Source organism: Bacillus sp. AFS098217 (assembly GCF_002551815.1).
Lineage (GTDB): Bacteria > Bacillota > Bacilli > Bacillales > Bacillaceae_G > Bacillus_A.
In genome coordinates this window covers 101,840-122,804 of the sequence record NZ_NVPR01000038.1, presented here as the reverse complement: position 1 = coordinate 122,804, position 20,965 = coordinate 101,840, and the positions used below count along the sequence as shown (strand labels likewise).

20 protein-coding genes are annotated in these 20,965 nt (G+C 34.7%); 11 read left to right on the top strand and 9 right to left on the bottom strand.

Going from position 1 to position 20,965, the window contains the following annotated elements:
• Positions 1 to 42: 42 nt before the first annotated feature.
• The 3 genes from COO03_RS11395 to COO03_RS11385 all read right to left on the bottom strand — a co-directional run bounded on the left by COO03_RS11395 (position 43) and on the right by COO03_RS11385 (position 2,590).
• Positions 43 to 843, bottom strand: coding sequence for a sulfite exporter TauE/SafE family protein (locus COO03_RS11395; protein WP_097897292.1), 801 nt, complete (start codon positions 841 to 843; stop codon positions 43 to 45).
• Positions 844 to 959: 116 nt separating this feature from the next.
• The gene (locus COO03_RS11390; protein WP_097897291.1) at positions 960 to 1,958 is read right to left on the bottom strand and encodes an inorganic phosphate transporter; all 999 of its coding nucleotides are present in this window, start codon (positions 1,956 to 1,958) and stop codon (positions 960 to 962) included.
• Positions 1,959 to 1,969: 11 nt separating this feature from the next.
• Positions 1,970 to 2,590: a DUF47 domain-containing protein gene (locus COO03_RS11385; RefSeq protein ID WP_097897290.1), complete on the bottom strand. Its 621-nt coding sequence runs from the start codon at positions 2,588 to 2,590 to the stop codon at positions 1,970 to 1,972.
• Between the two features lie 323 nt (positions 2,591 to 2,913).
• On the opposite strand from COO03_RS11385, the gene COO03_RS11380 reads away from it, so the two are divergent.
• Positions 2,914 to 4,932 (top strand): transglycosylase domain-containing protein, encoded by a 2,019-nt coding sequence (locus tag COO03_RS11380; RefSeq protein WP_097897344.1) that lies wholly within the window; start codon positions 2,914 to 2,916, stop codon positions 4,930 to 4,932.
• 74 nt (positions 4,933 to 5,006) lie between these two features.
• Here the strand turns inward: COO03_RS11380 and COO03_RS11375 are convergent, their stop codons facing one another.
• Entirely contained in the window at positions 5,007 to 5,441 is a 435-nt protein-coding gene (locus tag COO03_RS11375) for a hypothetical protein (protein ID WP_097897289.1), read from the bottom strand.
• A 435-nt stretch (positions 5,442 to 5,876) separates the two neighbouring features.
• Here COO03_RS11375 and COO03_RS11365 point away from each other — a divergent pair, with 435 nt between their 5' ends.
• On the top strand, positions 5,877 to 6,722 hold the full coding sequence (locus COO03_RS11365) for a DUF72 domain-containing protein (RefSeq protein WP_097897288.1): 846 nt from the start codon (positions 5,877 to 5,879) through the stop codon (positions 6,720 to 6,722).
• A gap of 360 nt (positions 6,723 to 7,082) precedes the next feature.
• Here the strand turns inward: COO03_RS11365 and COO03_RS11360 are convergent, their stop codons facing one another.
• The 4 genes from COO03_RS11360 to deoD all read right to left on the bottom strand — a co-directional run bounded on the left by COO03_RS11360 (position 7,083) and on the right by deoD (position 10,776).
• On the bottom strand, positions 7,083 to 7,277 hold the full coding sequence (locus COO03_RS11360) for a DUF3924 family protein (protein ID WP_097897287.1): 195 nt from the start codon (positions 7,275 to 7,277) through the stop codon (positions 7,083 to 7,085).
• Between the two features lie 132 nt (positions 7,278 to 7,409).
• Positions 7,410 to 7,940: a tyrosine-type recombinase/integrase gene (locus COO03_RS11355; protein WP_097897286.1), complete on the bottom strand. Its 531-nt coding sequence runs from the start codon at positions 7,938 to 7,940 to the stop codon at positions 7,410 to 7,412.
• A 107-nt stretch (positions 7,941 to 8,047) separates the two neighbouring features.
• Positions 8,048 to 9,865: a sensor histidine kinase gene (locus tag COO03_RS11350; RefSeq protein ID WP_097897285.1), complete on the bottom strand. Its 1,818-nt coding sequence runs from the start codon at positions 9,863 to 9,865 to the stop codon at positions 8,048 to 8,050.
• Between the two features lie 203 nt (positions 9,866 to 10,068).
• Positions 10,069 to 10,776 carry a purine-nucleoside phosphorylase gene (deoD, locus tag COO03_RS11345; protein WP_097897284.1) on the bottom strand — a complete coding sequence of 236 codons (708 nt, stop codon included), beginning with the start codon at positions 10,774 to 10,776 and terminating at the stop codon, positions 10,069 to 10,071.
• Between the two features lie 453 nt (positions 10,777 to 11,229).
• Between deoD and COO03_RS11340 the strand changes: the two genes are divergently transcribed.
• On the top strand, positions 11,230 to 12,009 hold the full coding sequence (locus tag COO03_RS11340; RefSeq protein WP_141523198.1) for a hypothetical protein: 780 nt from the start codon (positions 11,230 to 11,232) through the stop codon (positions 12,007 to 12,009).
• Positions 12,010 to 12,013: 4 nt separating this feature from the next.
• On the opposite strand, the gene mprF is transcribed toward COO03_RS11340, so the two are convergent.
• A complete protein-coding gene (gene mprF, locus COO03_RS11335) occupies positions 12,014 to 14,590 on the bottom strand; it encodes a bifunctional lysylphosphatidylglycerol flippase/synthetase MprF (RefSeq protein WP_097897283.1) in 2,577 nt (858 codons plus the stop codon).
• 214 nt (positions 14,591 to 14,804) lie between these two features.
• On the opposite strand from mprF, the gene COO03_RS11330 reads away from it, so the two are divergent.
• From COO03_RS11330 to resA, 8 genes are all read left to right on the top strand, one after another.
• Positions 14,805 to 15,194 (top strand): hypothetical protein, encoded by a 390-nt coding sequence (locus COO03_RS11330; RefSeq protein ID WP_097897282.1) that lies wholly within the window; start codon positions 14,805 to 14,807, stop codon positions 15,192 to 15,194.
• A 23-nt stretch (positions 15,195 to 15,217) separates the two neighbouring features.
• Positions 15,218 to 15,709 carry a YpuI family protein gene (locus COO03_RS11325; RefSeq protein WP_097897281.1) on the top strand — a complete coding sequence of 164 codons (492 nt, stop codon included), beginning with the start codon at positions 15,218 to 15,220 and terminating at the stop codon, positions 15,707 to 15,709.
• A 158-nt stretch (positions 15,710 to 15,867) separates the two neighbouring features.
• Complete coding sequence (locus COO03_RS11320; protein WP_097897280.1) at positions 15,868 to 16,782, top strand: superoxide dismutase; 915 nt, start codon at positions 15,868 to 15,870, stop codon at positions 16,780 to 16,782.
• 110 nt (positions 16,783 to 16,892) lie between these two features.
• Positions 16,893 to 18,014, top strand: a complete 1,122-nt coding sequence (locus COO03_RS11315; protein ID WP_097897279.1) for a D-alanyl-D-alanine carboxypeptidase family protein — start codon at positions 16,893 to 16,895, stop codon at positions 18,012 to 18,014.
• Positions 18,007 to 18,603: a spore maturation protein SpmA gene (spmA, locus tag COO03_RS11310; RefSeq protein ID WP_097897278.1), complete on the top strand. Its 597-nt coding sequence runs from the start codon at positions 18,007 to 18,009 to the stop codon at positions 18,601 to 18,603. Before COO03_RS11315 ends, spmA begins: the two co-directional genes overlap by 8 nt.
• Positions 18,600 to 19,130 carry a spore maturation protein SpmB gene (spmB, locus tag COO03_RS11305; protein WP_097897277.1) on the top strand — a complete coding sequence of 177 codons (531 nt, stop codon included), beginning with the start codon at positions 18,600 to 18,602 and terminating at the stop codon, positions 19,128 to 19,130. Before spmA ends, spmB begins: the two co-directional genes overlap by 4 nt.
• A 288-nt stretch (positions 19,131 to 19,418) precedes the next feature.
• The gene (rluB, locus tag COO03_RS11300; protein ID WP_097897276.1) at positions 19,419 to 20,147 is read left to right on the top strand and encodes a 23S rRNA pseudouridine(2605) synthase RluB; all 729 of its coding nucleotides are present in this window, start codon (positions 19,419 to 19,421) and stop codon (positions 20,145 to 20,147) included.
• A 217-nt stretch (positions 20,148 to 20,364) separates the two neighbouring features.
• Positions 20,365 to 20,886: a thiol-disulfide oxidoreductase ResA gene (resA, locus tag COO03_RS11295; protein ID WP_097897275.1), complete on the top strand. Its 522-nt coding sequence runs from the start codon at positions 20,365 to 20,367 to the stop codon at positions 20,884 to 20,886.
• Positions 20,887 to 20,965 lie beyond the last annotated feature (79 nt).

Genomic DNA, 20,965 nt, shown 5'->3' with positions numbered 1-20,965 from the left:
ATTCGTGTGTATAATAAAAAAACGTATTCTAAAAAGAACACGTTATAGAAATGAAGTAATAATTAATTTAGTACCAAGAATAATCAATGTAATACGTAATAAATTAATTATAGCATTACCGCTTAATTTCGTATTAATATAAGCACCGATTTTTCCTCCAACCCAAGCGCCAGGAATAAGAATTACTGCGTAAATCCAGCTAACATTTCCAAAAGAGATGTGGGTTAAAGAATTTACAACCGCAGATAAAAAGACAATGAACATTGAAGTTGCGACAGCGATTTGTGCTGGGAAAGCAAAGAGAAGCATCATTGCTGGAACAAGCAGTGCACCTCCGCCAATTCCAAATAATCCAGATATGAAACCGACTGCAAATGCGATAATGATAGAAAGAAACGGTGGAAATTGATAATGAACAGTGTTACCCTCAGCATCTGTAAAAGAGCGCTTAATAACAGTTGCATTTGATAGGGAAAGAGGTTTCAATTTATCGCGTAACATGAGAAGGATCGATATGAAAATAAGGAAGATTCCAAAGTATAAGGAGAAAGTATCCTGATTTAAAAATCTGTTTGCCCACGATCCAATAATGCCACCAGGACCACTACCAATAAATAAAATAAGTCCACTTTTATAATCTACTCGCTTATGCTTCATATAAGTAAGAGTAGAAGATAAACCGGTGAAAACGACCGTCACAATTGAAGTTCCAACTGCGAGCTGTGGTGATAGACTATGCAGTCCGATTAGTAAAGGGACAATAATAATTCCCCCACCAAGCCCAACTAGGCTCCCGATTGTTCCTGCGAGTAAACCAATGAAAAGTAACATGATGTATTCCAAAATTGACAACTCCTCTGTATAACTCATTCAACACTCATTATACACACTTTTCTTAAGAAATAGGTTTGTTCACAAAAAAGTCGCCTTCCTAGAAAAATAAGGAAAACGACTTTTGATTAGAACATGAAATGTAATAGGTAATAAAATAAAGCAGCTAATGAAGCTGAAATCGGAAGCGTAATAACCCATGTGATTAACATACGTTGTGCCGTTCCCCATTTTACACCTTTTACACGATGAGAAGCACCTACTCCTAAAATAGAAGAAGAGATAACGTGCGTTGTACTAACTGGTAAATGAATAAATGTTGCTCCGAAAATTACAAGAGATGATGATAAATCAGCAGCTACTCCGTTTACAGGACGAATTTTCATAATTTGTCCACCGACAGTTTTGATAATTTTCCATCCACCAACAGAAGTACCAAGACCCATTGCAACTGCACATGAGAATTGAACCCATATCGGAATATCACTAGAATTATGGAGACCAGTTGTCATTAATGCCATAGTAATAATTCCCATTGCTTTTTGAGCATCATTTGTACCATGTGTGTAAGCTTGTAATGCTGCCGTTCCGATTTGGAATAGACGGAAGTTTTTATTGGTTTTCGTTAAGTTAAAGTTTTTAAAGACAACTTTAAAAATACTATACACAATAAAACCAATAACAAATGCGATAATCGGTGAAATAATTAAAGCTTCAATAATTTTAATAAATCCTTTGAAGTTAATAGCACTTACACCAGCAGAAGCAATTGCAGCACCTGCGATTGCACCAATAATTGCATGCGAAGAACTACTTGGGATTCCATAGTACCAAGTGATTAAGTTCCAAGCAATTGCAGCAAGCAGAGCAGCTAAAATAACATATGAACCGTGTTCTAAAGCAAACGGGTCAACAATATCTTTTGTAATTGTTTTTGCTACACCTGTAAATGTCATTGCACCTAAAAAGTTCATAATAGCAGCCATAATAATGGCATGTCGCGGCTTCAAAGCTTTTGTAGAAACAGCTGTCGCAATGGCGTTCGCTGTATCATGGAATCCGTTAATAAAGTCGAAAGCTAAAGCACAAATGACTATTAAAACAGTTAAAATCAAGACTGTATCCATGATCAAACTCCTTATGCGTTCTTCATAATAATTGTTTCTAACACGTTTGCTACGCTTTGGCAGCTATCAGCTACTTCTTCTAATTCTTCGTAAATCTCTTTGTACTGAATGATTTTAATTGGATCTTTCTCGCGAGAGAACAAATGCTTAATTGCATGACGACGAATATCATCACATTGCGATTCGTAATCTTTGATCTTAATTGCGTTTGTGCGAATATCAAGCAATTTCTTATTAGACATTAATTCTACAGAAGCAGCAATCTCAATCGCACATTGATTAATTGCTTCAACAAATTTAATCATGTATTCATCTGCTTCAGTGATAGAATACATTTCGAATAAACCAGCACTGTGGTCTAATCCGTCTAATACATCATCCATGCTCATTGCAAGTTGCAGGATGTCTTCACGTTCAATAGGAGTGATAAATGCTTTGTTTAACTCCATGATGATTTCGTGAATATATGAGTCACCTTTTGACTCATATTCTTTCATGCGCATAGAAAACTCCTTAAGATCACTAGCATTCTTAATCTTATACTCCACAAAGAATTGTGCGCCTTCTTTTAAATTTTCCGAAATACTCATTAACATTTCAGAAAATTTATCTTTTTTCGATTTAAAAACCATTATTGTTACCCCCACCAAAAAGTAATATATGTAAAATACATTGGCTAGTCAATTCTAACAAAAAACTGTCGTTTTTTAAAACATTTTATCGAAAAGTTTACAAAAACTTAACATAACTTAACATAACTCACATTGATGTATTAATAATATTAATAATCAATAATGAATATCTTACTTGTAGAATGCCCTTTTCTTGTAAAAAGTATGAATGTAAAAGAAATACTTTACACCTAAGGAGGTATTACGATATTATAATGAATTTAAAAGGAGGGAGTTTCTTCCTTTTTCTAATACGAGTGCAAACAAATGAAGGAAGTGGATCAATGAAATTGAACAACACTCATTTAAAGAACATGCTTGAGTGGTTCAACAAGAGGAAGAAACTGCGCAATATATTATTTATTTTTGGCGGTTTATTTATTACTCTATTTGTTGTTGTAAATATAATGATATCCATTCAAGACATATCTGCATTAAAACAGGCTGTTCCGCAACCGACACTTATTTATGATGTAAATAAAGAAGTGGCAGCGAAGTTATCATCTTCAAAAACAGAAGGAATTAAAAGAAAAGATATTCCTGATATTATGGTTCAAGCAATTGTAGCGGTGGAAGATAAGAATTTTTTTAGACATCATGGTATTTCTTATAGTGGAGTTATGAGTGCGGTATTAAAAAACCTTACTGCGGGGGAAGTAGTTGCTGGTGGTAGTACAATTACGCAACAACTTGCAAAAAATGTATTTTTAACACAAGAACGTACATTTTCACGGAAAGTTAAAGAGTACTTTTTAACAAAAAAAATAGAGCGTACGTATACAAAAGATGAAATTATTGAAATGTATATGAATCAAATTTACTTTGGTGAAGGTGCTTGGGGTATAAAAAAAGCTGCTAAATCATACTTCGATAAAGAGGTAAAGGATTTAACAATAGCAGAAGCTGCAACAATAGCAGGATTAATTAAGGCGCCATCGACCTATTCGCCGTATAAAAATTTTAATAAATCAATTGAAAGACGTAACGTTGTTTTAGCATTAATGAAAGAGCAAGGATATATTACAGAAGAGCAGTATAACAAGGAGAAAGAAATGGGTCTTGTTTTACGCCGAGGTGTTGATGATAAATACAAAGGAAAATACTCGCAATATGTAGATTATATTGTAAGAGAAGCGATGGAGAAATATGAATTAACGCAAAATGAAATTTTAGCTGGCGGCTATCGTATTTATACTGAGCTTGATCCGAAAAAGCAACAGGCAGTAGAGGATGTTGTCAACAATGATAATTACTTTAAAGGAAGCAGTTCAGATCAAATGATGCAAACGGGGATTGTGCTTATGGATCCAAAAACTGGTGGTGTGCCAGCATTAGTTGGTGGTAGGGGATCATATCAATTTTTACAATTTAATCATGCAACGCAATTAAAAAGGCAACCAGGATCAACTTTGAAGCCTTTTGCGGTATATGTGCCAGCTTTAGAGCAAGGGTATGAAGTGTATGATGTGTTAAAAGATGAACCGCTTACTATAAAAGATTATACGCCCCAAAACAGTGATCATACTTTTCATGGCGATGTTACAATGTATGAAGCGGTCGCAAAGTCTTATAATGTATCAGCGGTTTGGTTATTAGAACAAATCGGATTAGAAAAAGGTTTGAAGTCGTTAGAGCGTTTTGGTATTCCATTAGAAGAGGAAGACCGTACTTATCCTATTGCTTTAGGCGGAATGCACACTGGAACTTCTCCGTTTGTAATGGCTCAGGCTTATGCAACTCTTGCTAATGATGGTGTACAAGTTGAAGGACATGCAATTAGGGAAATCCAAAATGCCGAAGGGGAAATGGTTGGAAAATGGTATAAAAAAGAAACTCGTGTAACGAGTGAGAAAACCGCCCAAAAAATGACGTACTTACTAAAAGGTGTTGTTGAAAAGGGGACGGGTGAAAAAGCAAAGCTTAAAAATATTGATACAGCTGGTAAAACAGGAACAACTCAAATTGTAGGTGGTCCAAGTAGTGGAGCGAAAGATTCTTGGTTTGTTGGTTATACTCCAGATTTAGTTGGTGCAATCTGGGTAGGATACGATAAGACAGATAGCGAACATTACGTGCCAGGTGGTAGCCAAATTACGACGACGATGTTCCGAGATATTATGAAAAAGGCTGATGAAAATCCTGCTCAAAAAGCATTTCAGTTATCGTTAATATCAGAAACAGAGTATACAAAACAGTTAAAGACGGTTGAAGAAGAAAAAAGACGAAAAGAAGAAGAAAAACAAAGAAAAGACCAACAAAAAGAATGGCTGGATAAAGTGAAAGAGTGGATTCCATTCTTTTAAGAAGAAAAAGAGGCGAATGATTATATTCGCCTCTTTTTTACATGAAGTGAAAAAATCCCGTAGAGGATGAATGATTATTTATTGAGAAGAACACTTGTATTAGCATGAACTGGCGAGCTATAAGTAATAGAAATGGTTCCTTTGCTAACTGGTTCATAAGGTAGATCTTCTTCATATTCTCCAGTATTTTTATTGTGAATGGATAATGTAACCTCATCAATTTCTTGATTGTTATATTGCTCTTGAATCTTTTTTGCAATTTGAATTAGATCATGATAAGAGGAAGCTTTTGTAATAATCATTCCTTTCATAACTCTTTTTTCTTTATGTGTGGAAGACGAAAGAGGTACTGTATTTTGTTTTGCATATAACAGCTCGTATGAAGCTATCTTGCGGTTTTCTGCTGCTTGTGATGTTAAGGTGTATTCTAAAGTCAAAAAGAGTCCTGAACATAAAACGATACAGAATATAAGGGTGATCCAAAAGTGTATTGACGATAAAACTTTCATTTTCATCCCTCTTTCCTATCATTGTCTTCATTATTTATCATACAAAATGAGCGTTAAGCTAGGGTAAATTTGAGGTAAAGAAACGTAAAGAAGGAGAATCGGTTGTATTGTTTAAACATGCTCTGACAGCAGGAGTAGAGATATTGAATAATCAAAATGAAGTACTTTTAAAGAAAGATTCGAAAAGAGTTGGGGATTTTCATATGTAAAATGATGTGGTAATTGACTCACTAATTGTTCATAAAAACGAACCTTATTTTCTAATTCTTTTATTTGATTTTTATGAGATAAAATAGTATCCTCTTGAAGCGTAAATAAATAACTCCTCAATTTAAAAATTCTTCCACCTAGTATATCATATTTTTATAAAGAGATTCTGAAATAAAGTATGGAATGCGATAAGATGAATGTGAATAGGAGAAAGGAGGAATGAGATTGATTTCCATTGGATTAACAGGATGGGGAGATCACGATTCTTTATATACAGATTCCTATGAAAATAGAAATAAATTGCGAACATATAGTGAGTATTTTCCCATTGTTGAAGTTGATAGTTCATTTTATGCAATGCAACCAGCTCGAAATTATACAAAGTGGGCCGGAGAAACACCGAAAGATTTTTCCTTTATTGTTAAAGCATACCAAGGAATGACAGGACATATGCAGGGCGAAATCCCATTTTCAGCAATTGATGAGATGTTTGAAGTATTTAAACAATCGATTCTCCCGCTTCAAGAAACAAGTAAATTAAAGGTGATATTATTTCAGTACCCACCTTGGTTTGATTGTCAGAAGAAAAATGTAGATTTACTTCGCTATACAAAAGAAAAAATGGAAGGGTTACCTTGTGCCATAGAGTTCCGAAATCAAACATGGTTTCATTCCAATATGTATGATAAGACATTGCAATTTTTAGAACAGGAAAAGTGGATTCACACGATTTGTGATGAGCCGCAAGCTGGAATTGGTTCTGTTCCACTTGTATTAGAAGCAACTCATCCTGAAATGGCACTGATTCGTTTTCATGGTCGTAATGTTCATGGATGGCTCGATAAAGGAGAAAATTGGCGAGCAGTGCGCTGCTTATATCGCTACAATAAAAAAGAGTTAGAAGAATGGGTAGAACGATTAGTGAGATTACAGAAGAAGACAAATAACATATACGTATTATTTAACAATAATTCAGGCGGAGATGCTGCGGATAATGCAAAACAACTTATGGAAATGATGAATATTACATATGGGGAACCAAAGCCGGAACAGCTTAATTTATTTGAATAAATATAAAGTGAATTCCACACTTAACTTTTTTGCTCTTGCTAAAGTTGGAGGAGAAATTTTTACTGTTCACGAATAGCGGGACAAAAAGAAAAACACTGTACAAACAGGGGGAATGTACAGTGTTTTTCTATATGAAAAAGAGGGGTAACAATGTGTTACTGAGCGTTTGTTTGATTCATCAATTGTTGGCTTCATAATGAATGATAATGGTTATCATTATCATTGTCAACAGTTTTTCAGAAATAAAATAAAAACTTTATGTATTTTGGAAAATATTCAGTAGTATTCAGGTTTGGACAGAAGTAGACTGGTTAAGATTCAAGTGTAGAAAAAAGAGGGGAAATAAAGAAAGAACAGCGATTAGCGCTGTTCTTTTTCAGTGACATACTGTTGTAAATCAAAAGGAGTTATTTCTTGAATAAATTCCTTGGAGATAAGTGATTGAACGAGTGTGCTTTCTGAGATTGTAGCACCTGTTTTCTTTTGATAAGCTTGTTTTAATAAACCGAGTTTTTCTGCTATTTCTTTTGGTAATTCAATTGTTAATGTGTCCATAATTTCTCCCCCTTGTTATTAGAGTACCACTACAATATAGGAGAAACAAGAAAAGAGAATATAAAACATAAAAAAGGCTACCAGTCATAAAGTTGGTACCCTTTTTTATGTATAAGAACTATGTGTATTCTTTTATGCAATACCGATATACTTTAAAGTTTTGGATGGAGTACTGTGATCAAAGAAGTGTTGTAAAAATGCGATATCAACACCAGATTTGTATGCACAATATCCCCAAGTTTTTCGAAGTGTATGTGAGCTAATCCCTTCTAAACCAACTTCTTTTGCAGCTTTGTTCAAAATGTACCATGCATGCTGTCTTGTAATGGATTTTGTTCCTTTTTGAGACTTTAACAATGGTTCATTTCTTTTCCATGTTTTACGTTCTTTCATGTAATCTTCGATTGCGTGCTGTAAGTCTTCGTTTACAGCAAACCATTTATGTTTCTTTACTTTTTCATTGTAAAATAAAATGGAATGGCGAACATTTTCGTTTTCATCAATCACATCACCGACTTTTAATTGTAAGATTTCACTTACTTTTAGGCCCGAATTTACAGCTAATACGAATAATAAGCCATCACGTTTCGAAGATTGTAAAAGTATATTTTTGATTTTTTCTAATTGTTTTTCGTTTTGAATAGGTTGTCCTGCTTGTTTCATTTCACGCACTCTCCTCTTTTATATGTGTAAAGGAAAGGATTAACTTGGTTACTACTATAAAGGGAGAGTGTGAATTCCATGTGAACTCCTAGTGAAATTGAGACAAATTATTTGACTTCTTTTACTTTTTGTAAATCGAAATAAAACACAACACTATCATCGGTGTTATACACACCGTAGTTGGCACGGTGAAGTTCTAAAATGTTTTTTACAATAGATAGACCAAGTCCAGTTCCTCCAGTATGGCGGCTTCGTGAGGCGTCTAGACGATAGAAGCGATCCCATATTTTTTGTAAGCTTTCATCTGGAATTGGATTACCAGTGTTTTCAATTTCTACTTTTACTTTATCTTCTTTCTCTATAACGCGAATACTGATTTCTTTACCATCAGGTGTATAGCGGATGGCATTGCTGAGTAAATTCACAACAACTTGTTCAATACGATTTCGATTTGCTTCGACATATATAGAAGGATTTGCATCAATCTCTACTTGTAAGTGTTTTTCCTCCACACTAAATAATAGCTTTGTATATACTTGCTGAACAAGTTCACCAATGGAAAAGGCAGTCATTTCTAATTTATACGTGCCAGATTCTAATTTTGCTAGTTCCAGCATTTCAACGATGAGTCGATTCATATTTTCTGTCTCTTCTAAAATAACGTCTGTATAGTATGTGGTATCTTTGCTGACACCATCTTTAATGCCTTCTGCAAAACTTCTAATAACGCTTAGCGGTGTTTTTAATTCATGAGATACACCAGAAATAAATTCTTTTCGAGTTCTTTCTAATTGGCGTTCTCGTTCGATATCTTGTTGTAATTTCGCATTTGCGACATTTAATCGGTCAATTCGGTCTTTTAAGTTTACAGATAGTGTATTAATACTATTAGATAAACCACCGATTTCATCATCTGCTGAAACAGGTAATTTTTCACTAAAATCAAAATTAGCCATTTTTTTTGTAACACGATTCATTTTTATAAGTGGCTTAACAATGATTTTTGAATAATAAAAGGATAGCAAAATGATAACAAAAAATACGATGATTAATGCATAGACGTAATAATCTTTTAAAACGAGCATTGCTTCATCGACAGGCTGTAAGGAAGTCATTGCAAAAGCAAATTCTTTAATTTCTTTGTTTTCAATAATAGGTTGTACAAAAATTTGACTTTTAACTTCATCTTCGCCACCTATTGTATAAGTAGTTAATTTGTTTGGATCCGTTTGACCAAGCACGATAGATAATCCCAAGTGCTGAGCAGCTTGTAATATCTCTAAATTATTTGCAAGGCGAATCTCATTTTTTGAAGGAAGGTGTATTTTAGAAATAACCCCTTCAAATGTATCAAAGTGAAGTGTTGGAGTTTTGGAATACTTGTTGTTCTGAGATTTTGGTAAATCAATATTAAATAGTTTAAAGTCAGATATAAGATTATCATTTTGCCATGAATTATAGGAGGTTCCAATTCGAGCAGGGATAATTATATTGTCTTTTAAAATTCCTGTTACTTGAATAAGAACATTATTTTTTAGCTGTAAGTTCATGAATTTATTGTATTCATCTATCGTTAAAATATTGTTAAGTGGAATCGAAAATGTTTTATTAGATGTAGTATCAACAATTTCAATATAATAATTATTTTCATCTTTTATAATTCCGTTGCGGTCTAAAAAAACGATGTCAGCATTGGTTTTTTCGTGAAACTCTTGTTTCAATTTTCTTGTTTCTTCAAATGAACCATCACTTTTTTTATAATTTGATAAAAACTTTTCAAAAGCAGTTTGGACGGTTTTTACTTTTTTATCGATATAAAATTTTTCTAAATATAGCGATTGTCCAATGAAAAAAAGGAGAAAAGTAATAGTAAATAGTGCTGCTGTTAATAAAAATAGTTTAAAGACGATACTTCTTTTTTTCACTTTTTCACCTCATAAAAGAGTACTTGTATAAATATTTTCTTTATTATAACAAACGTCAAAAGAAAATAGGAATTGAAAATCTGTCCCGCTCTGGAGTAGTTTTTTGTAAAAAGTCATATAAATTGTTAATGAAGTTGAATTGTATTTTCATTTTATATATGACAAAAAGAACTCGCCAGACGTATGACAAGTTCTTTTGCATATTACTGTTGAATTGCAGCATCTAAAGCGATTTCAATCATTTCGTTAAATGTAGTTTGACGCTCTTCAGATGTTGTTTCTTCTCCAGTGAAGATATGGTCACTTACAGTTAATACAGATAATGCGTTTACGCCGTATTTTGCTGCTAATGTATAAAGGGCAGTTGTTTCCATTTCTACTGCTAATACACCGTACTCACCTAACTTTTTAACCATGTCCATACTCTCGCGGTAGAACACATCTGCTGTTAAGACATTACCAACGCGAACGTGTAATCCTTTTTCTGTTCCAGCATCATATGCTTTCTTTAAAAGATCGAAGTTTGCAGCTGGTGCAAAATCAAACCCTGGGAATATTAAACGATTCATATTAGAATCTGTACAAGCTGTCATTGCGATAATAACATCGCGTACTTTTACATCTTTTTGAATTGCGCCACATGTACCTACGCGAATTAAGTTTTTCACTCCATAGCTTTGGATTAATTCGTTAACATAAATAGAAATAGAAGGAACACCCATGCCTGTACCTTGAACGGAGACACGCTTTCCTTTATAAGTTCCAGTGAAACCTAACATGCCACGCACGTTGTTATAGCAAGTTACATCCTCTAAAAATGTTTCTGCAATATACTTTGCACGTAATGGATCGCCAGGTAATAAAATAGATTCAGCAATCTCGCCTTGTTTTGCTTCAATATGAACGCTCATAAAAAAACCTCCTTGTTATGTATAGATATAAATTAACATCATTTGCATTATACACTAGGAATCCTACCAAGTGAACTACTTAGAGGGATGAGATTCTTTCGATACCTTGATTATTTTACGAGCAGAAGGGGGGTGCTTAGTTTTCGCATTTTATTTATCTACTCAACTTTGTATAATCACTTGTCAAAGAACACTTCATCATTTTTGCGCAAAGTGAGGAGGAAGATTTCTTACCTAAAGTTAGTTAAAATCTTTTTCTTGTTTGTAGTATATACAGAGTATACTGTTTTCAATAGTTTGTTATTTAATTCACTATTTATGGTGAATTTTTCTTTTGGTGACCATTTTCCTTTATTTTACAGAGGATATTTATACGAAAAAATAGAATGGATGTATAACAATATTCTGTTTGCAGAGATAGGTGCAATAATTGTGTCATAATTTATAAAAAGTATGGCAGGTGATTGTTTGAAAAATCTTGTCATTGGGCTAATTGCTTTACTATTTATTGTAGCTGGTGGATTCTACATGCAAAAGTATAAAGGAACGACAGAAACAACAGGGGATATTCGAGAGGTAAAATGGGATATAAAAAATAGAAAAGGAAATGAAAAAGTAGACATTAGCTTTCAATTGTTCAATAAAAATAACAATGAGGTTCGTGGAGTGAATGATCAGATTCGAGCGATTATTGTAGACGAACAGTTGAAAGGAATGCAGCAAAAAAAACCTACATTTACTGGTAATGGCTCATATAAATTGTCTCCGGGTATAGCGAAAGATACCGCTTATACCATTTTCTTATATGAAGATCGTGAGAAGACAGAGCAATCATTTTCTAAGAAAGATTTTGGGGAAGACGACAAGAAAAAACAAAAAAGTCTAGTTGCAGACACTGTACTTACAAAAAAAATTGGTGACTATCAAATGTCTCTTTTATTTGGGGCCCTGCATCCAAATGAAGCTGCTACATTAACATTCCAATTTCAGATGAAGAAAGGAGAAAGGGTGAAATTTAATTCTGATACAGGAGAACATGCGGCTCTTTATATTGTTGATGAAAAGAGAGAGCATTTTTTATATGCAGTTCCTACCAATGAAGACGAACAATTACAATATCGTATTACATTTCCGGAAGAAGGAATGTATAAAATATGGGGTACTTTTTATTTAAATGGTAAAAAGTACGAAAAAGAGTTTGTCATACAAGTTCAGAAACGAAAAAACAGCTAGAATTCTAGCTGTTTTTTCGTTTTCCTATTAATTTCGTTACGGCAAGCATTGTAATCGGTAAAGAGTGATTTTTCCGAAAGGCTAAATATTTTCCGCTCCATGCAGGTTTGTATTTTTCTTTAAAATGTCGCAATCCACTGAAACTATACGTATAACGGACATTGTTGAAAATCGCTGCAGCAACTCGTTCAGACCAAAACGATTGTGTTGATAAGCCAACATTAGAGAGCGGGGCCATACCGATATTAAAGGAGTGATAATCGTTTTCTTTTGCCCATTGGAATAAATGAATAAAGATTGCATCCATAATTCCACCAGGTGCATCAGGATAGTATCGCATTAAATCAACAGAAAGGATACCACTTTGATAAACTGGCATAAACGTTGTAAATGCAATGATTTTACCTTCAGCATCAGATAAAGTAGCGATAGGAGCACGGCTTATATATTCACGATCAAAGTATCCAAGAGAAAAGCCCTTTTCTTTTTTTCCATCAAGCCAAGCATCTGATACTTTTTTTAGCTCTTCGTATAACTCGTCTGAAAATGGTGGTTGATGAATAGCAAATGTATAGCCTTCACGTTCAAAACGATTAAAAGTAGCTCGTAATCCAGCGCGCTTTTTCCCCGATATCGTAAACGTATTTAAATCAACAACGGCTTCTTCACCGAGTTTAAAGAAGTTATAGCCAAAATCATGATATAAGCTCATCCATTTACTTTCAATTTGATAGAAGACGCAAATATACCCAAATCGATCCGCTGCAGCTAAAAATTCTTGTAGTACGGTACGGAAAGCAGAAGGATCTCCAATTGGGTCACCAAGTACAACAAGTCGTTTTCCAGTTGTTGAAAATAAAAGAAGTGCTTTTCCATCACTACTAAAGAAGAATTGTTTATCTCCTAAAAACCCTAAATGACTTAGTACATTTCCCCCATGTTCATCTAAGAAATTTTGCAAACGTTTATCGTTTGCTGGTTGCCCAGGAAATACACTACGGTAGCGATTCGCGATAAGAGAACCGATGAGTAAAAAGGTTGGAACAAAGAAAGCAGCTGAAAGTGCACTTCGTTTTACCTGTGTAATGTTGCGGACAACAAAATCTGGTTTGAAAGCTTCTTTTGCTCCAGCGAATAAAATACCTAAGTTTTTGTACAAGTATAATATTAGTAGTGAAAATATTATGGCTTTTACTACATCAGAAAGTGAAACTTCCATTTTCTCACGTACAAATCTTTTACGAAGCATATATAGTACAGCGAGTACAATGAGTAATATAAAAGTTTCTTCAATGTCAATCCCTTTTAGTGTGTTAAAAATGGCAGCTCCAATTAAAGAAACAATCGTCATATAGTAGGAACGTTTCGTTCCGTAGTAGATGCCTCTTGATAGAATAAGGAGAAGGATACCAAATGTTAACGACAAACTAAAAGAAATTTGAATCAAATGTTTTGGAGCTAAAATATGTAATGCATGAGCACGGTTTACACTTGTTGGTAAAATGGTTGATAAGATAACCATTAAGCCAGCAAAGACGGTTAGAGCAGCGGATGCCCATGAGCCTAATTTTCCTAAGAAATCACGTTGTAAGGTCCAAATGACACCTGTTGTTTCTAAGGCAGGTGCAATAAATGGCTTATCCTCAATCTTTTTAAGAGCAGCTCCTGTCATTTCAAAAGCAGCAAAAATTAAACCAAGGCAAAATGGTAAAATATAGTACACGAGGCGGTATAATAACATTGCGGGTAATAATACGCCTGTATCGATACCATATTGTCCCAAACCGGTTAAAAAGACAAGGTCAAATGAACCGAGACCACCTGGTACAAGACTAACAACTCCAGCTAATGCTGCAATGACATAAACCCCTAAAAACTTCTGGAAATCGATGTCAATTCCAAATAATATTAAAATAACATACATGACAATACCGGCAGAGAGCCATTCCACTAAAGAAACAATTGAATATAGAATGGTTGGATTTTTCTCCTCTTCTTGTCCTTCGGCAGGTTGCTGTTTTCGACTTTTAATTTTGGAAAATCCAATATATATCGGTACAAAAAGAGCAAAAAAGATGAGTACAGGCCATAACCAAGGTTTTTCATGCAGAATAAAACGTGTATCTAATATTCCGATAAGGCCGAGAAATGAGAGGATAGCTAATCCATTAATAAAAGCAGTTGTCATCCAAGCAATGCTTTTAATAAGCTTGCCACTCTCTTTTACATAGGGCCGATATAACATTGTTCGTATACCTGCTCCAACAAGGCCACCAAAACCAAGAAATCCATTTAATGTGTTGGCTGTCCATGAAACACGGAAGATTTTTTGCACGGGTATATCTGCTTTTAAATAACGAAGCATGACAAAGTCATAAAAGAACATTGTTGATACAGCAAATGCACCAAGTGTAATCGCTAAAAAAACTCCTCCAGTTGGAATGTTTTTAATTGTTTCAATCGCTTCACGAAATGAAATACCTGATAGTTCTTTTCGAGCTTGAAAGAATACAATGGTTAATACAACAAATGGAAAAATAATTTTCCCTATTTGTAAGAAACGTTTCCATGAAAACGACATAACTACAACTCTCCTTGTGTAAAAAAACTGAGACAATAATATTATTATGACAAACTTCAAGGAAAATAAAAAGGTAAATTAAAGTATACTAAAGCTATTTTTTATATAAAAATGAGATTTTGTATGATCTTTACTAAGGGAGACATCGGAAAATATTTTATTTATTCAGAAAATGAGTTAGAATAAAGCAAAAGAAGGAAGAGAGGGAAAGTGGATGATTATAATAGGTTATGCGGGATATGAGTTAGAAAAAGCACAACCTAATACATCTGAAGATTTTTTTAATAGATCTGAAGTTACATATATAGTGAATGATCAAAAGAAAAATCTTTCTGTATTATACGTCCGTTATTTTGAAGAAATTTTAGAAGAAATTACTCCTTTTGAAGGAAATCCAGTTTTTAAAATAGAAGAACAAGACATATATTTACGTGATATTGTTGCTCTTACTTGTTTGGTCAAAAATAAGGAGCTTGTCGGACAGAAGCGTGTGTACATGAATATGGTAGAGGATTTTCAGCAATATTTTGATGATAAAACAGTGATGAAAGTACAAGAGATACTGACGGAATTACATAAAAATAAACAAGTAGAAATTGTGTAAAATAGCAAAGGGGAGAAAAGGATATGTCTAATTCGATGGTTGAAAATCAAACAGAACAGATTTCAGTATTTTTAGAAGAAGTGATTACTTTAATAACGAATTATGCGAATTACCATTCACTACCTTCGTTACTGGAAGAGACACCAGCAGGTGATAAACATTATTATGAGGAATTGTTGGCATCAATAAGGAGGCTTCTTGTATTCTGTGAAGAAGGACTGGATGCATGTCTAGTTTTACTAAATAGTCAACCATTTCGAAAGACGGCCGCCGAGAAAACATTATATAAAATTTATCATCAAGTGATTGCTGAATTTTTCTCGCCAAAAAGTGATCAGTGGTATGAAAATAGCCGTTCTGCATATACGGGAAAAAACTCCATTGTTTTTCAACAGACACCGCCTTACTCCATGGAAAAAATAATGAAGGAATTAGAAGGTAAATTCCAGACGATGCGTGAGGAATTGGAATATTATGAAACAGATTATCAAACAAAGATGCTGCACAAATATTAATGTGAAGCTGAAGGTTATACATGATTTTGAGATATACCAAAAAGGTGTGAAATAACGTAAAGAAGCTGGGGAAACTCAGCTTCTTTTACTTTTCTGCGCGGTATATAAGGTTCCTGATTTGAATATAGTTAAAGTGGATAGTATCGAGGAGGTGTGACATGAGTCAACAAGGTGTATTTACAGATTACTTTCATGAAGTAGAGAGTTGGTGTGAAAGTGTTCTTCATGTATTAGATAGCCGTGCAATGGAAGTGTATGATGTTCATATGCTTGCTTATAAGATTCAAATGCTACTAGAACGTATGAAAGAAAATGAATATGAGACAGATGCTGCATTTATGTATGAAATAAGTGATGATGTAGAACATATCCAGCATCATTTGCAAGAACTTTTTATGCAAGAAGATGAACAATATGAGTTGTATGAAAGGTCGTATACAGAAAGGTCCGTTCCAATTGGGGGACACACGCTTCCTCCGTTACCTTATCCATATAATGCGCTGGAACCTTACATCTCTCGAGATATTATGATGTTACATCATGATAAACATCATCGTAGCTATGTAGAAGGTTTGAATAAAGCTGAGAAAATGATGGAAGAAGCAAGAAAAACAAATCAGTTTGATTTAATTAAGCATTGGGAAAGAGAAGCTGCATTTCATGGGTCAGGACATTATTTGCACACGATATTTTGGAATAACATGAAAAAAGATGGGGGCGGGAGTCCAAGGGGGGCATTATCGCAAGAAATTGAGAAAGATTTTGGGAGCTTTTTACGTTTTCAAAAGCATTTTACAGAGGCCGCATCGAAAGTAGAGGGATCTGGCTGGGCAATTCTTGTATGGGTTCCTCGTTCAGGAAGATTAGAAATTCTACAAAGTACACTGCATCAGCTATTTACACAGTGGGATACGATACCATTACTTGTACTTGATGTGTGGGAACATGCTTATTACTTACAGTATCAAAATAGAAAAGATGAATACATTAAAAATTGGTGGAATGTTGTGAATTGGCCGGATGTGGAAAAGCGATTTGAGAGTGCGAAACAAGTTGAGTGGACCCCGTATTAGACGCATATTTGTGCGTCTTTTTTGCTGAGATAGAAAAGAATATTTCATTCATATTTTAAGGGGCCAGGCATACACTTGTACAAAAAGTGCCAAAAGGACGTGGGGGAAATATGAGACGAACTTGGATTGTGATTGCACTTCTTATAATGTGTGCAGGTGTTATACCGATTCCTACATATGCACAAATGAATGATGTGAGCGCCCATAATGCCATATTAATGGAAGAACAATCTGGACGTGTTTTATATGGAAAACTAGAACATGAATCACAAAAAATCGCTAGTATTACGAAAATTATGACCGCTTTACTAGCTGCTGAATCTGGCAAAATGAAAGAAACGGTTTCCATTAGTAACGAGGCAGTTCGTGTAGAAGGATCAGCTATTTATTTAAAACCTGGACAAAAAGTAAAGCTAGAGGATTTAGTTTATGGTCTGATGCTTCGATCTGGTAATGATGCGGCACAAGCAATTGCTGAAAATGTTGGAGGAAGTATAGAGGGATTTGTGTATTTAATGAATGAAAAAGCGAAAGCAATTGGCATGAAAGATACACACTTTTCAAATCCCCATGGTTTAGATGGTGATGGAACGCATTATTCGTCCGCATATGATATGGCACTTTTAACGAGGTATGCAATGGGAAATGAAACGTTTCGGAAAATTTCTGGGACAAAAACATACCAATCGAAATCGTGGGACTATCCATGGAAAAATAAACATAAACTTGTGACATCTTATTATGAATTTGCAACAGGTGGAAAGACAGGATTTACAAAAAAAGCAGGGCGAACACTTGTTACAACAGCTTCGAAAGATGGACTAGATTTAATTGTGGTGACGCTCAATGCGTCTAATGATTGGGACGACCATATGTATTTATTTGATCAGGGATTTAAACAATACAAGTTGACGAAGGTTTTAGGACAAGGGGCACTCTCTGAACTAAAAGAAAAGAAATATGCAAATCATGTTTATACAAAAAATGATTTCTTTGTACCGTTAACAAGAGACGAGAGAAAACAAGTTTTGTTAAAAGTGGAACTTGATAAAAGCGTAAATTTGATAGATGGGGAAAAAGTAGGGAAAACAGTAGTTTATGTCGGTAACGAAAAAGTAGGAGAACGCAATTTATTTTATAGTAAGCGAAAATTGATTGCTACAACCGGACCTTATTGGAATAATGTGAGAGAAATTTTTTCTTATATGTTAGGTGTTGGAACAGATGGTTAACCTTGTATGGGTGGCGATGGCGATTGTTGGGATTGTATATGCGATGATGAACGGAACGATGGAAGAAGTAAACAAAGCGGTTTTTGAAGGATCAAAAGATGCAGTAACAATTTGTATTGGGCTTATTAGTGTTTTAGTTTTTTGGTTAGGTTTAATGAAGATTGCCGAGGAGGCAGGTTTATTAAAGAAGTTAGTCTCATTTTTCATGCCGGTGGTAAAGAGATTATTTCCAGAAATACCAAAGGATCACCCTTCAATGGGATTTATTTTATCTAATATGATGGCAAACTTTTTTGGACTAGGAAATGCGGCGACACCACTGGGGATTAAGGCTATGGAGCAGCTTAAAGAGTTAAACGGAGGAAAGGATTCTGCAAGCCGTTCTATGGTGACATTTTTAGCTTTAAATACTTCTGCAATTACATTGATTCCGACCACTGTAATTTCAATTCGGATGACATATGAATCAGCGAATCCTACTGAAATTGTTGGCGTTACGTTTATCGCGCAAGTACTATCGATGATCGGAGCGATTTGGATTGACCGCTATTTTTACCGAAGAAGGAGTAGAAAGGGGCGGAAAAAGTGAGTATTGTTAATACGATTTCATTATGGGTAATTCCATGTGTCATTGGATTTATATTATTGTACGGAACGATAAAAAAAGTTCCGACATATGAATCATTTGTAGAAGGTGGAAAAGAAGGGATTCAAATCGCCGTCTCTATTTTACCATTTATGGTAGGGATGCTTGTATCCATTTCTATTTTTAGAGCATCTGGAGCGCTAGATGCGATGATATCGGTAATGAAACCGATGTTAGATATAATTCATGTACCGGCAGAAATTGTCCCACTCGCACTTATACGTCCAATTTCAGGATCAGCTGGTTTAAGTATTACAACAGATCTAATTGCTACATATGGGCCAGATTCATTTATTGGAAGGTTAGCGTCTACGATGCAAGGGAGTACAGATACAACATTTTATATTTTAACAGTGTATTTTGGAGCTGTTGGAATTCGTAAAATGGGTGATGCATTAAAGGTCGGATTGTTTGCTGATCTAATCGGTATTATTTGTTCTATCGTGTTTGTTTCGTTATTGTTTCATTAAACCTATTCATTTTTTGTGTCAATTCGCTTATAATACGTATACGACCACTATTAAGGTGCAACTTAATAGTGGTTTTTTTATGGAGTATTTTTGACAAAATAATGAACTTTTGTTGTGAACAGCAGGTAAGAAGGTACACAATAATAAAGGATAAAGTAGCGTTTGTCCTTTATAAGTTTGTAACTATAGCTATGTTGTTTATGATAGGCGAGGCAAATCGTCGTATACCTTAGGCGGTTGCCAAGTCTTTCTAATGAAGGTAAGATAAATTTGAGGTGAAAAAAGGAAATGGAACGACTACAAAAAGTGATTGCACAAGCAGGTATTGCATCAAGAAGGAAGGCTGAAGAACTAATTCAGCAAGGGAAAGTGAAAGTTAACGGTCAAATAGTGACTGAGTTAGGAACGAAAGTAACTCCACAAGATAAAGTAGAAGTAAATAATATCCCTCTTGAAAAAGAAGAACCTGTTTATTTCTTACTATATAAACCAACAGGCGTAATTTCGAGTGTGTCAGATGATAAAGGAAGAAAAGTTGTTACAGACTTTTTCCTTGATATCCAGCAGCGTCTATTCCCAATTGGGCGCTTAGACTATGATACGTCTGGTGTATTACTTATGACAAACGATGGTGACTTTGCAAACATATTGATGCATCCGAAGTATAAGGTTGAGAAAACATATGTTGCGAAAGTAAAAGGGCCATTAACAGGTGAGAAGATTCGCATGCTGGAAAAGGGTGTTGTATTAGAAGATGGAAAAACAGCACCAGCACATGTGAAAATTCTTTCTTGGGATAAACGTAAAGAGATGGCAATTGTACAATTAACAATTCATGAAGGACGCAATCGTCAAGTTCGTCGTATGTTTGAAGCACTTGGCTGTAAAGTAATGAAGTTAAAACGTGAACGTTATGCCTTCTTAGAAGCGGGTAGCTTACGTCCTGGTGATGCGAGAGAGCTGTCACCTCATGAAGTGAAGCAATTGCGTGCACTTGCCTCTACAAAACCAAGATAAGCGGTCAAGTGAAACTGTTATTCGTGCTTTTATGCCTATGAATGGTTATTCTTCACCAATGGGGCTTTTATGCGGGATAAAATGAACCTTTCACCAGTGGGGTGTTCCGCTGGTGAAAGGTAAATAAAACGCTTTTGTAAGCGATTATACAGCGACAGATAAAACAGTGATTGCAGCAAAATGTTTATAAATATTCATCAAAGAGAGGAGAGGAAATATGAAGAAGAATCGTTTATTATTTCGCGTTCTCATCTTGCTTATTTTAAGTGTCGCCGTAGGATTTACGCTGTATCAAGGATTTTTTGCTGATAAAGAAAAGGTGCAAATTGGGAAAACAGCACCTAACTTTGTTGTTACAGATTTAGAAGGGAAAAAAATTGAACTCAAAGATTTGAAAGGAAAAGGAGTATTTTTAAATTTTTGGGGAACATGGTGCAAGCCGTGTGAAAAAGAGATGCCGTATATGAATGAGTTATATCCAAAATATAAAGATAAAGGCGTTGAAATCATTGCATTAGATGCAGATGAAACGAATATTGCGGTGAAAAATTTTGTGGATCAATATGGATTGAAATTTCCAGTTGCGATTGATAAAGGTTCAGAAATAATAAGTACATATGGTGTTGGACCACTACCAACAACGTTTTTGATTGATAAAGAAGGCAAGGTAATCGAAATGATTACTGGTACACAAACGAAGGAACAAATGGAAGAGTATTTAAAGAAAATTACTCCATAATAAAGAAAGCCTTTACATAATGAAGAGAAATATTTAGATAGAAGAAGGTGCTTTGCGTCGTCATAGCACCCCTGTTTAA